The following is a 13,307-nucleotide window of genomic DNA, read 5'->3' as shown; positions in this document are numbered from 1 at the left end:
AGGGTATGCCGTTTCTTTTTTCTATACTAACTTACCTGCTTTTGTTTTTGTTTCGTTTTTGGACCTGTAAAGAGGCGTTCATTTCCCATAAGTAAAATACAAATAATGCTTAGTACAGCCGGGATAAGTGCCCAGAAGAATGTACTGGCAATAGAGGTAGCGAGAGCTTCTTTAATACCAGTTAATATTTCAGCTGGTATTTTATCAGTAGCACCGGGTGATAATAAGAAACTTGTGTCTCCGCCCTTTGGAGCTAATTTAGCTAGTTCCGCAGGGAACAAAGTGTTTAGTTTATCTGTAAAAATATGATTTTGAATTGTACCGAAAATCGTTACACCAAGAGTCATACCGAGTGAACGGAAGAATGAGTTTGTTGATGTAGCAGAACCACGGTCTCTCATTTCTAATTTGTGGATAGAAGACATACTTAAAACTGAGAATGAGAAACCAACTCCAAGTCCAGCGAGAACCATAAATAGCGTTACGAGTAGACGTGGTGTGTCCATTGTTAAAGTACTTAGTAAATAAATACCAAGAACGAAGAAAACGCCAGATGCCATCATGATGTTACGATAACTTGTTCGAGAAGCTAACTGTCCACCTGTTTGACTTCCAATTACAGAGCCAACCATCATAGGTGTTAAAATTAATCCAGCATTGGAGGCTGAACCGCCGAGAACACCTTGAACGAAGATTGGTATATACACTGTACAGATGATAAAGGCAGCACCATAGAAAAAGGCAACTCCTTGGCTAGCTGCAAATAAAGGTTTTTTAAATAGATGAAAAGAAATGATAGGCTCAGTTGCTTTTCGTTCTACGAAGAAGAAAATAATAAGCATAATAACAACTGTTGTAAATAAACCGATAATAACAGTGGAATTCCATGCGTATTCTTTACCACCAAGTTCTAAGGCGAACATTAAGCAAACGATACTAATAACAAGTGTAATAGCGCCAGCCCAATCAATTTTTTGTTTTCTAAATTCTAGTGATTCACTGTAGTATTTCGTAATGAAGAAGAAGGAGATAAGTCCTAATGGAATATTAATATAGAAGACCCAATGCCAACTTATATAGTCTGTAATATAAGCACCTAATAAAGGGCCGAATACACTAGATGTTCCAAAAACCGCACCGAATAGCCCTGTCATTTTTCCACGTTTTTCTGGTGGGAATATATCGTACATAATTGTGAAGGCGATAGGCATAAGAGCGCCGCCGCCGATTCCTTGAATTGCTCTATAAATACTTAGCTGCTCAATACTAGATGCTGTTCCGCAAAGTGCAGAACCGAATAAGAAAAGAATAAGACCACCAATATAAAAGCGTTTCCGTCCGTACATATCAGAAAGTTTTCCGAAGATCGGCATCCCTGCCATTGTTGCTACCATATATGCAGACGTGACCCAAACGAATTTGTCAAATCCTCCTAGGTCTCCAACAATCGTTGCCATTGCGGTTGCAACAATTGTATTATCCATTGCTGCCATTAAAATACCAAGTAGTAAACCAGCAACAACAAATTTTGTCTTGTTGGAGTCTTTTTTTGATAATTGAGATTCCAAATATAACCCTCCTTTAATAATAAGTAAACTATATTAAGTTTTGAGTGCGACGCATAAAAATTTAAAGTATAGTTCTTTCAAATTAATTTACACAAGTACACTGACAAAGCCATAAAGATTATTATAGTCAAATTTGACTAAAAGGCAAACTTTTTCTTCCGTCAAAATCTTCTGTTGTATGGACAGCGAAAGAGTGAGCGATACTTAATATTGGTATAAAGTCAATGAAGGAAATTGTAAAAAAATATTTCAGGAAGAATACCGTCTGTTAACAGAGGAAAAATGGTTTTTTCTTTATATTGTCGAATAGGATAAAAGGAAGAGTAATAACTATATATTGTTTGTAACAAGCATTATTAATATTGGTGGGTAGAGAGGCAGAATAAAGTCGTATGGATGATGCATCTGAAATGGGGTGAATATTATTATGAAAATATGGAAACGAATTTCGGATCAAGGAAGGCGTTCAATACCGCTACAACCGGTATTATGGATTGATGGCTCAAAAAAGGAAAACGAATGTCCTAATGTAGCAGTTACATTGCAAATCCGTAGTATGTATAAAGAAAAATTTTCATATGAACTGACCTATGATGTAAACGACATACTTATTATTCGAATTGAAGTTGAAAATAAAGGAATGGAAATGATTTCACGAGTTGTAGTAAGTCATATGATTCGAGATTATTTTGCATATATCCCAAATTCATTAAAAACGGATAAAGGGATAAGCGAGTTTTTGTTCCAGCTTGTAAGGTGGCGCATCGATAATTTATTGCCGAATGAGAAGGTTGAATTAATTTGTAAAATAAAAGCAAATAAAGATAAAGCACTCAAAAACGCATTATTTCAGGCTACATATACATTTCAATATAAAGGAGTATCATATGGTCCGCTCCAAACAAATGAAGTTGTTGTGCGGCAATGATAAAAAGGAACCTGCATGAAAGGTTCCTTTTTTAGTGAAGGTTATGCTTTTTGAGTACTTTTTTTTGCTCGATTCCTTTTTTTCCTACATAATTATTTTTATAACCAAAATATAGAATAAAAAGAAAGGAAGCAACATTTACAATAGCGTCAATTTGATCGTTTGTAATAAAGTTCACTCCGAAAGAATTAAATAATAATTTTAAAGATAACAGAAAACCTGCTAGTAAACGTACAATATCTGATAGATTTTCTTTTTTTAGCATATAGGTCACCTCTTTCTAAAACGATATATAGTATATATATGAAATAGAATAGAAATGGGAGACAAGCTTAAGCGGAAATGTACATTGCATATGTACATTTTTTATTTTGTAGAAAAACATAATTGTTATAGAAACATATATTGGTATAGAAGGGGGGGGAAAGTATGAAACATAAAGGGAAAATTAGTGGATTATTACTTGGGAATACAGTGGCAGTTACAGAATGGATTGCGCTTCAGGATGTAATTACAAAACTGGATTCGCGATCATTTTATACCGTCTTTATTATTTATATATTGCAAATGATACTCAGCTATTATTTTGGACATTGGTATGATAGAAGAGCGAGTGAGCGTATGGATACGGAAGTAGGGGGAATGGCAAGTAATGATTTTGTAGTTGATTTCTTTGAGAAAGTAGCTGCTTTATCAGAACGGGATTCTCATAATATTACAGTGTACATTCTTTCTGTGAAAGAATGGAAAGAACTAAAAGAAACAGTGCAAGAAAAAAAATTGGAGGTGTTAGTACAAAAATTGGAGAGTACGATTGTGAAGACAATTCGTAAAGGGGATGTTGTTACGAGGTGGGATGAAAATAAGTATGTTATTGTGGCGATTGATAACGGACATGAAAAGTCGACAATAACAAACCGATTAATGAAAAATATTGAAAGTGAAATAGAAAATGGCTTGTTAAGTATGACTCTATTATTTGGAGCTGCTAGTTATCCAATAGAAGGAAAAACTTTTGAAGAATTGTTAAGAAAGGCACAAAATCAATTGTACCAGCGTAGAAATTTGTAAGGCAATAAGCGAAACTTTGATTTAAAGAAATATGAAATGAAGAAGTTTTGATTGTAACATTTTTTTGACTTTTATTACAAAAAGAACTTTTTTTGTAATAAAAGTCTTTAAAAATATATGGAATAAGCATATAATTATGATGGATGTGTCAATGCATTTTGCACAATGTGTTTCATTTTAAAAGTGTAGAGGAAAGCATGCTCTACACTTTTCCTTTTTAGGGAATGACAAGAATAATTGTAAGTTGTTGCAAGATAGCATTTATACTGTGTAAAATGAACAAATAGATTATTTGATAGAAAGCCGGAAAGGGAATGATAGAATGATAGACGTGAGAGAACAACGATCATCTTTTATCAGGTGAATTATTATTACTGTTGTTCTTCAAATTAGTATGGCTGTGATGAATTCCGTTGTAATTTTATGTAATACATAGTATGAACAGGTTTTAAAAAGTGCCAAGTAAAAGATGGATATGAAACTACTATTTGGTTCAAAAAAGTAAAATGTGATTTTAAGTAATACAATTTGTACAAGCATTATAAACAATATCAATGATTTTCGTAAAAAAGGTGCGAGTATGGAGTTTATAGAAGGATATGTAATTTTCATAGCTTTTTACACGATGATCGTATATAAGTAGGAGGAAGAAGATGTTGAAATATAGTAAATTAGCAATTGTAACTGCATTATCAATGACTTTACTAGCTGGTTGTTTCGGACCGAAACCAGAAGAGGAATTATATGTTGCATTTGAAAATGCTGCAAAGCAAGAAAAAACAATGTTTGAAGATGCAAAGAAACTTGAAACTTTAGAAAAAGAGGGACAAGAATTATATAACCAGATTGTTCAAGAAGGAAAAGATAATAATCAAACTGTTAAGGAAAAACTGACCCAAGCAGTGAAAAATACAGATGAACGAGACAAAGTACTTAAAAAAGAAAAAGAATCTTTAAATAAGGCACAAGAAGAAGTGAAGTCAGCAGATAAATATGTGAAGAAAATTGAAGATAAGAAATTGAAAGATCAAGCGGATAAAGTGAAAAGCACATATGAGAAACGACACGATTCATTTAACAAGATGTATGATAGCTATAATAAATCGTTAAAACAAGAAAAAGAATTATATACAATGTTACAAGATAAAGGTACAAAATTAAAAGATATTAGTGAAAAAGTAAAAGTAGTAAATCAATCTTATAAGGATATCGAATCAGAGAAAGACAAGTTTAATGAATTTACGAAATCTTATAATACAGAAAAAATAGCTTTTTATAAACAAGCAAATATTAAAATTAAAGAAGAGAAAAAATAAAACAGTTTGGCCTACAATTGGCCAAACTGTTTTATTTTTTTGTATAAGTACGACTATACCATGGGACAGGTTCACTTAATTTTTTTTCTTGTTTCAGTGCTTCAGGACCAATATAATCTTGAAGTGTCTTTTTTGCTACTGTTAAAGATAAGGTTGTTTTCGGATTTCGATAGGAGGATTCAAGATGACCAAGATGTGGTAGGATTCGAAAATCTTCTTTTGTAGGAGGAATATGGAAAAAATAATCACCTAAACGTATAAGAACATCGGATTGTTGTTGGCTAAAACGTGGATTTCTAGAAAAATGTAATCCTTCTTTAATAGCTTTTTTTTCAGCAATTAAGCGTTCTAAAGCCGTCTTTTTTAACCAGTATAAATACTTCGGATTAGTTGCAGCTTTAGCATGACGATTCACAACGAAAATAGATTGAGCTAGTCGATTAATAGAATGTTGGTTTTGTAATTGAGATTGTGGTTGTGAAGGTTTCATATTGAATCTCCTTTCAATTTTTCATTATTATACCATAAATAAAAGAGGTTTTTATTATATGCAAAAAGTGATTGTATATATTTTCAATATTAAAGCAATATTGTTACAAAAAACAACTATTTTGTATAATAGTAATAGAATGTGTTTTAGAAATTTGATAATGAAAGAGTGAGAAGTTTGAAAGAAATATTAAAACAGCAATATGCCATTATAGATATTGGATCTAATACAATGCGTTTAGTTATTTATGAAAAGCAAAACGGAGGGTTTTATAAGGAGATTGAAAATACGAAAGTGGTTGCTCGGTTAAGGAATTACTTAGTTGATGGTGTGTTGATTGAAGAAGGAATAGAGGTATTGTTACAAACCTTATTTCAATTTCAAGAAAGTACACGATTCCACCAGTTGCATCATGTACTTTGTGTTGCAACAGCAACAATTAGACAGGCTGAGAATCAAGAGGCAATTAAAAAACTTGTTGAAGGACAAACAGACTTTACTCTTAGAGTATTATCAGAATATGAAGAAGCACGTTACGGCTATTTAGCAGTTATGAATTCAACTTCGTTCTCTGAAGGAATTACAGTAGATATTGGGGGAGGAAGTACGGAAGTTACATACTTTCGAAATAGAGAGATTTTAGAGTATTATAGCTTTCCTTTTGGAGCACTTTCTTTAAAGCAACAATTTATTAAAGAGGATATACCTACTGAAGAAGAGTTGGAAAAGATTCAAACGTACTTAGAGTATCAATTTCGAACATTACCATGGTTAATTGATAAGAAATTGCCTCTTATTGCAATTGGTGGTAGTGCGAGGAACTTAGTGAAAATTCATCAAAATTTAATTTGTTATCCTATAGCAGGGGTACATTTATACAAAATGAAAGAAGCAGATATTAAAAATGTGAAAGAAGAATTGGAAGCATTGTCGTTCATAGAACTTCAAAAATTGGAAGGATTGGCAAAAGATCGAGCAGATACAATTGTTCCAGCAGTCGAAGTATTTCATACGCTTGTTAACGTTATAGAGGCACCAGCATTTGTATTAAGTAGAAAGGGATTACGAGAAGGTGTTTTCTATGAAGAGTTGACAAAAGATTTGGGGATTTCATATTATCCGAACGTAGTCGAAGAAAGTTTGTATTTATTATCACATGAATATGAAATGGATATGGAATTTGTAATGCAGCTTATTAAACATGGAAGATTGATTTGTCAACAGCTTGAAGAAACAGGGCTGATTTCTATGTCAGCAAAAGATTGGGAAATATTCCATCAAGCAGCGAAAGTATTTAATATAGGCAAATATATAGACGAAGAAGGGAGTCGTTTACATACGTTTTATTTATTAGCGAATAAAACAATTGATGGTATGATGCACAAAGAGCGAGTTAGATTAGCGCTTATTGCGTCTTATAAATCAAAAATGTTATTCAAACAACATTTGTCCCCATTTGAAGGATGGTTTGATAAAAACGAACAAAAAAAAATTCGCCTATTAGGGGCTGTTTTACAATTTTCAGCAGCTCTAAATATAAGACAAAGATCGCTTGTTGAATCGATATCTATTACAGAAAGTAAAGAAGGATTAACATTTAAAATAGAATGTGAGCAATCGGCATTAGCGGAAAAAGTGCAAGCTGAAAAGCAAAAAAAGCAGCTGGAAAGAGTATTGAAAACGTCTATTAATTTATCCTTTGAATCAAAACATTAGGTTGTACGGATGTCTTTACAAAAAATTAACACTTTGGAATATTGTAATTTGCTAAAATGAAGGTAACTAAATTATAGTAAAAAAGTTTCAAGGGAAGTGTGAAGAGGATGGAAATGTTGAAGGGGAATATAGTAAATTTAAATGATACAGCTCATTACAATAATCGAGAATTAAGTTGGTTAGCATTTAATGAACGTGTACTACAAGAAGCACAGGATGAAATGAATCCGCTCTTGGAAAGATTAAAGTTTATTAGCATTTTCAGCTCAAATTTAGATGAATTCTTTATGGTACGCGTGGCAGGATTGAAGGATCAAGTGAGTGCTGGATTTAACCAGCCAGAAAATAAGGCTGGCTTAACACCAAAAAAGCAATTAAATAAAATTGCGATAAAAGCCCATGAATTAATGACTGTACAATATGATACGTTTAAAAATTATGTGTTGCCAGCGCTGGAGTTAGAGGGAATTGAGCGTTTAACATTCCACGATTTGACGAAAGAACAGAGAGAGTTTATAGAAGAGTATTTTGATGAGCAAATTTTCCCGGTCTTAACACCTGTAGCTATTGATGCATATCGTCCATTTCCGATGTTATTAAATAAAAGTTTGAATTTAGCTACTCTTTTATATGATGAGAAACAAGTGGAGGAAGAAAACCGCACGAAGTTAGGAATTGTACAAGTTCCTTCATTACTTGAACGATTCATATTTTTGCCGAGTGAAGGGCAAAAGCATAAATTTATTTTATTAGAAGATGTAATTAGTGGTTTTACTCATAAATTATTTACAGGATATAAAGTATCGTCTGTTACCCGTTTCCGTATTACACGAAATGCGGATTTAACAATTCATGAAGAAGGTGCGAGGGATTTATTAAAGGTAATTGAAAAAGAATTAAAAAAGCGTAAGTGGGGAGCTGCTGTACGTTTAGAAGTTGGCAAAGAGCATATTGATGAAAGAGTATTAGCATTATTATATGAGGTGTTGGAAGTAAAAGATGAAGATGTGTATATAATGGATGGACCGCTAGATTTAACATGTCTATTTTCTTTATATAAAAAACTAGCTCCTTTATATGAACATCTTGTATATTCGGCTCTTATTCCGCAACGGCCTCAAGATTTAGGGGATGCGGAAGATGTATTTGAAAAAGCAATTGAGCATGATATTTTATTACATCATCCCTTTGAATCGTTTCAGCCAGTAGTTGATTTTGTCCGTGATGCGGCAGACGATCCGAATGTACTTGCGATCAAACAAACATTATATCGAGTAAGTGGGGATTCGCCGATTATTCAGGCGCTAAAGGTAGCGGCTGAAAAAGGAAAACAAGTGACGGTATTAGTTGAATTAAAGGCCAGATTTGATGAAGAAAATAATGTGCATTGGGCTAAAGAATTAGAAAAGGCAGGATGTCACGTTATTTACGGTGTAAGTCATTTGAAAACACATAGTAAAATTACGCTAGTTGTAAGGAGAAAAAACGGAAAAATTGAAAGGTTCGTACATCTTGGGACTGGAAATTATAATGACGCAACAGCAAAGTTATATACTGATTTCGGGTATATTACATCACGAAAAGACTTTGGGGTCGATGCAACAAATTTCTTTAATTATTTGAGTGGTTATACAACAAAACCGCATTTTCATCATTTATCGGTTGCACCATTTGATATAAGAAAGCAATTTATGGATTTAATAGATGAAGAAATCCGTTATCATAGGCAATATGGAAATGGATATATTATCGCTAAGATGAATTCATTAACAGATAAACCATTAATAAAAAAAATGTATGAAGCTTCACAAGCTGGAGTAAAGGTAGAGCTCATTGTTCGAGGAACATGTTGTTTAAGGCCTGGTATTCCAAATGTAAGTGAAAATATTCGGGTAGTTAGTGTTGTCGGGAGATATTTAGAGCATAGTCGAATTTATTATTTCCATCATAATGGAGAGGAGAAGATATATTTATCTTCAGCTGATTGGATGACGCGAAATATGGAAAAGCGAGTAGAAATATCTTTCCCGATATTAGATATTGAAATGAAGGCGAGAATTAAGGCGATTTTACAGCTTACTTTAGCTGATAATGTAAAAACGCGTGAACAAAATAAAGACGGTGACTATTATTATGTTATTAATGGTAGTACAGAAGAAATTGATAGCCAAGTGAAGTTGTTTAAGATGGCGTATCAAAACACGGATGCTGAATAATGAGAACAAAGTAAAAAAACCTCTTAAAAAAGAGGTTTTTTTACTTTGTTCTCTACTTATTATACGTTCTCTAATAGAAGGATGCGTAGAGAGAATAGTTTTTATTGTAAGCATGTTAATAGATTATGGATCAGTTAAGAGAGGGAATAACATTGGTAGAATTGTTGCAGTACATTAATAATAGTATGGTTGTTGACAAGGTCCACCATAACAAGGATAAGGTGTTGGCGGTGGGAAAGGTGGTGGATAATACGGTCTAGGACCGAAAGCTAATGCTCCGCCGAGCAGTCCACCAGCAATGCCAGCTAGAAATGGGACGCCAAAAAACGGAAAGAAGCGTGAGTCGCCTACTGGACCAATAGGTGCTGAACGGACTGGGATTGGTTGATAATATGGATACATGAACAAACCTCCTTTATTGGACTCACTTTTATCATATGGTAAATGAAACGTGGATGAGCGCGTACAAGAAAGGATATGCAAGAAAATAGGCAAATGATTACGAATGTTGGAGCGTGAAAATCGTGATTTCAGGTTTTGACATAAATCGGAATGGGACACGTGTTCTTCCAAGGCCTCGATTGACATAGAGAGCTAAATCTTGAATTGTATAGAAACCTTCAACATAGTTTTTAGCAAGTGATGGGGTAATAATAGCGCCTAAAAAAGGAATTTGTACTTGTCCGCCATGGCTATGACCAGAAAGTTGTAAGTTAACTGGATATGTAGCAATTTTAGGTGCAATATCTGGCTCGTGGACAAGAACAATGTTATAAGTGTTTTGCCTCGCGTGCTGTAATGTCTCCGCTATTTTTGGTTTGCCTAGTAGTATATCATCGAGACCGAAAATTGAAATTTCACTATTATCCAGTAGACGAATTCTTTTTTCGCTATTTAGTAATAGTTCAAATCCAGATTCACGCATGATGTGTTCGTAGTATTCCGTTCCATATCCGCCGTGATCATGGTTACCATAAATAGAAAATTTACCGAAGGGTGCTTGTATATTTTTTAAAATGGATGCAACGAAAGGAGTGTCAGTATATGTTTGATAATTATCAATAAGATCACCAGTAAAAAGAACAATGTCGGGTTTTACAGCATTAATTTTTGAAACGATTTGAGCTAAATGTTGAAGAGAGAAATAGTATCCGAGATGTAAATCGCTAAATTGAAGAATTTTCATACCATGAAAACTTTTGGGTATAAGTTGTGACTTAAGTGTATGCTCTGTCATAGAGAGTAAATGAGGCTCAATATATTTAGCATAATAGTATCCGATGCTAGTGGTTATAAATGAATATAGACAAGTACGCATTCCAGCTTTTAAAAAATCTCTTCTTGTAATATTCTTCATAAAAATATGAGTATACCTATTTGACTTATATCATATGTGTTCGTTATATTTACAGGTTACTCAAATCTCCTTTCAGTTTATTTAAAATATATTTTAAATAATAAAAAAGTAGTATAGATTACGAAAAAAATGAATAAAAAGAAACCTCTTTACGTTAAAATATCAGAAAAGTTTAAAAATATAAAGATTTCTATTAAATAAAATGATAAAATGAATGTGTATTCATTTTTGGGAGGGGATGTATGTGAAAGAAAAGGTAGTTATTATAACAGGTGGATCAAGCGGAATGGGAAAAGGAATGGCGACTCGTTTTGCAAAAGAAGGGGCACGAGTTGTTATTACAGGACGTACAATGGAAAAACTAGAGGAAACAAAATTGGAAATTGAACAATTTCCAGGACAAATATTACCTGTACAAATGGATGTAAGAAATACGGATGATATTCAGAAAATGATTGAGCAGATTGATGAGAAGTTTGGGCGAATTGATATTTTAATAAATAATGCAGCTGGAAACTTTATTTGTCCAGCAGAAGATTTATCCGTGAATGGCTGGAATTCGGTCATTAATATTGTGTTAAATGGTACATTTTACTGTAGCCAGGCTGTCGGAAAATATTGGATTGAAAAAGGTATAAAAGGGAATATCATTAACATGGTAGCAACATATGCATGGGATGCAGGTCCAGGAGTTATTCATTCGGCTGCAGCGAAGGCTGGAGTATTAGCGATGACGAAGACGCTTGCTGTTGAGTGGGGCCGTAAATATGGAATACGAGTTAATGCTATTGCGCCAGGACCAATTGAACGTACGGGTGGTGCTGATAAATTATGGATTTCAGAAGAAATGGCTAAGCGTACGATACAAAGTGTTCCACTTGGAAGGTTGGGTACGCCAGAAGAAATCGCAGGTCTAGCTTATTATTTATGTTCAGATGAAGCTGCATACATAAATGGAACTTGCATGACAATGGATGGAGGACAACATTTACATCAATATCCATTTTAAAAAGGATGAGAAAATGAATGTTTGATTCATTTTTCTATGGGTAAATGTGACGGAATTGTGACAAATGAAAGAAAAGTGTTTACAAGAGGTCATATATACGTTATATTTAAGACCTCTTTTTTCTTCATAGTAGAATTGCTAATTCCCCTTAGCATTTTACCCCTCTAATCCCTTCAGGAGAACTGAAGGGATTTTTTATTATTTTTCCGTAAATATCATGTTATAATTTTTGAAAAGTAAAGGGAGGGAAGCACGTTGATAGATGCATTAGATGTAATGAGTAACTTGGATAAAGTCCTTCCTTATTATCAAGCTATTTTTAGTGCTGATGAGCATACTGTAATTGGATATGAAGTAGTAGGGCGTATTCAAACAGAAGAGGGCATACAAAGTTTAGCTTCTTTCTTTCATGATGATTCCATTCCAAGTGAGTTTCAACTGGAAGCGGATAACATTATAGTAGAAAAAGCTTTAAATCGTTATTTAGAAAGTGATCAAAAACTATTATTATTTATACATCGGAATGCGAACGTATTAATGAACGATGATGATGAAAGTTTACTTCAACTTTTATTGATGTATGAAGAGCAAGGTTTAAATTTGAAACACATTGTTTTAGAGATTACAGAACATGAATGTAAAGAAGATATAGAGCAATTTAATCATTTGCTTATGTATTATCGTACATATGGTATTCAAATTTCGATTAATAAAGTCGGAACAGGTACAAGTAATTTAGAACGTATTAGCGTGTTAGCACCGGATATTTTAAAGGTAGATTTAACAAACTTAAGGCAAACTGCACTTTTACAATCTTATCAAGATATTTTATATTCTTTATCATTACTTGCTAGAAGAATTGGTGCGACATTGTTATATGAAGAAATAGATGCTTTTTATCAACTACAATATGCTTGGAAAAACGGTGGTAGATACTATCAAGGGAATTATTTGAAAGAATGCTTACCTGATTTTATTGAAACGAATGTTTTGAAAGAACGACTTGGTAATGAGTGTCATCAATTTATTCAACATGAAAAGAAAAAGTTACAAAAGATTTATAATTTAACAGAAATGTTACGTGATCGAATCGGTGATGTTCTAGCGAAACAAAAAAAGAATGAAGATATAAATGATTGGTTATTACAATTTAGCCAAAGTGTATCACAATGTAGTTTTCGCATATTTATTTGTAACGAAGATGGTTTCCAACAATCAGGAAACGTTATGAAAAAAGATGGGGAATGGATTGTGATGCCTGAGTATTATATGAAAAACTGGAGTTGGCGCCCGTATTTTCTAGAAAATATTATGAAAATGCGCTTTGAGAATAAGGCAAGACTTTCAGATTTATATGCTGATATCGAAACAGGTGAAATGGTACGAACATTCTCTTTCCCAATTGATGATGAAAACTTTTTATTTATAGATTTATCGTATGAATATTTATATGAAGAAGATGTTTTATTTTAATGCACGAAGAAATTCGTGCATTTTTTGTTTGTTTTTATCATAAATTGGTAATAGTGAAAATGGTGCTGAAAATGCTGTCTATCGTTGTAAAGATTTTACGAACGAAACCAACCCATTCTTTGCATAATCATTGTTACAATGAATACTACAAAGACAAGTTTTC

12 protein-coding genes are annotated in these 13,307 nt (G+C 33.1%); 7 read left to right on the top strand and 5 right to left on the bottom strand.

Annotated elements, in window-relative coordinates; genetic code table 11:
- Positions 1-26: 26 nt before the first annotated feature.
- Positions 27-1,568 (bottom strand): MDR family MFS transporter, encoded by a 1,542-nt coding sequence (locus tag ACXY7N_RS09015; RefSeq protein ID WP_098412999.1) that lies wholly within the window; start codon positions 1,566-1,568, stop codon positions 27-29.
- A 427-nt stretch (positions 1,569-1,995) separates the two neighbouring features.
- On the opposite strand from ACXY7N_RS09015, the gene ACXY7N_RS09010 reads away from it, so the two are divergent.
- The gene (locus ACXY7N_RS09010; protein ID WP_016086493.1) at positions 1,996-2,496 is read left to right on the top strand and encodes a hypothetical protein; all 501 of its coding nucleotides are present in this window, start codon (positions 1,996-1,998) and stop codon (positions 2,494-2,496) included.
- A gap of 31 nt (positions 2,497-2,527) precedes the next feature.
- On the opposite strand, the gene ACXY7N_RS09005 is transcribed toward ACXY7N_RS09010, so the two are convergent.
- On the bottom strand, positions 2,528-2,761 hold the full coding sequence (locus tag ACXY7N_RS09005) for an SPP1 phage holin family protein (RefSeq protein ID WP_016135277.1): 234 nt from the start codon (positions 2,759-2,761) through the stop codon (positions 2,528-2,530).
- A 164-nt stretch (positions 2,762-2,925) separates the two neighbouring features.
- On the opposite strand from ACXY7N_RS09005, the gene ACXY7N_RS09000 reads away from it, so the two are divergent.
- Together ACXY7N_RS09000 and ACXY7N_RS08995 are read left to right on the top strand one after the other, a co-directional pair.
- Positions 2,926-3,567: a diguanylate cyclase domain-containing protein gene (locus tag ACXY7N_RS09000; RefSeq protein ID WP_016135276.1), complete on the top strand. Its 642-nt coding sequence runs from the start codon at positions 2,926-2,928 to the stop codon at positions 3,565-3,567.
- Between the two features lie 653 nt (positions 3,568-4,220).
- Positions 4,221-4,883 (top strand): YkyA family protein, encoded by a 663-nt coding sequence (locus tag ACXY7N_RS08995; protein WP_016135275.1) that lies wholly within the window; start codon positions 4,221-4,223, stop codon positions 4,881-4,883.
- Between the two features lie 31 nt (positions 4,884-4,914).
- On the opposite strand, the gene ACXY7N_RS08990 is transcribed toward ACXY7N_RS08995, so the two are convergent.
- Complete coding sequence (locus ACXY7N_RS08990; RefSeq protein ID WP_000804864.1) at positions 4,915-5,373, bottom strand: YkyB family protein; 459 nt, start codon at positions 5,371-5,373, stop codon at positions 4,915-4,917.
- A gap of 177 nt (positions 5,374-5,550) precedes the next feature.
- On the opposite strand from ACXY7N_RS08990, the gene ppx reads away from it, so the two are divergent.
- Both ppx and ACXY7N_RS08980 read left to right on the top strand, forming a co-directional pair.
- Positions 5,551-7,089 (top strand): exopolyphosphatase, encoded by a 1,539-nt coding sequence (ppx, locus tag ACXY7N_RS08985; protein ID WP_033659762.1) that lies wholly within the window; start codon positions 5,551-5,553, stop codon positions 7,087-7,089.
- A gap of 107 nt (positions 7,090-7,196) precedes the next feature.
- The gene (locus ACXY7N_RS08980; RefSeq protein WP_033659761.1) at positions 7,197-9,305 is read left to right on the top strand and encodes a polyphosphate kinase; all 2,109 of its coding nucleotides are present in this window, start codon (positions 7,197-7,199) and stop codon (positions 9,303-9,305) included.
- A gap of 174 nt (positions 9,306-9,479) precedes the next feature.
- Here the strand turns inward: ACXY7N_RS08980 and ACXY7N_RS08975 are convergent, their stop codons facing one another.
- Together ACXY7N_RS08975 and ACXY7N_RS08970 are read right to left on the bottom strand one after the other, a co-directional pair.
- On the bottom strand, positions 9,480-9,707 hold the full coding sequence (locus ACXY7N_RS08975) for a hypothetical protein (protein ID WP_016135272.1): 228 nt from the start codon (positions 9,705-9,707) through the stop codon (positions 9,480-9,482).
- Positions 9,708-9,804: 97 nt separating this feature from the next.
- A complete protein-coding gene (locus tag ACXY7N_RS08970) occupies positions 9,805-10,662 on the bottom strand; it encodes a metallophosphoesterase (RefSeq protein ID WP_016135271.1) in 858 nt (285 codons plus the stop codon).
- A 244-nt stretch (positions 10,663-10,906) separates the two neighbouring features.
- Between ACXY7N_RS08970 and fadH the strand changes: the two genes are divergently transcribed.
- Both fadH and ACXY7N_RS08960 read left to right on the top strand, forming a co-directional pair.
- Positions 10,907-11,671 carry a 2,4-dienoyl-CoA reductase gene (fadH, locus tag ACXY7N_RS08965; protein WP_016086502.1) on the top strand — a complete coding sequence of 255 codons (765 nt, stop codon included), beginning with the start codon at positions 10,907-10,909 and terminating at the stop codon, positions 11,669-11,671.
- 255 nt (positions 11,672-11,926) lie between these two features.
- A complete protein-coding gene (locus tag ACXY7N_RS08960; RefSeq protein ID WP_000564300.1) occupies positions 11,927-13,144 on the top strand; it encodes an EAL domain-containing protein in 1,218 nt (405 codons plus the stop codon).
- Positions 13,145-13,307 lie beyond the last annotated feature (163 nt).

It is taken from the genome of Bacillus sp. 5w2 (assembly GCF_054353775.1).
The sequence above is the reverse complement of the archived record's forward strand: the minus strand, read 5'-3'. Positions and strand labels throughout refer to the sequence as shown.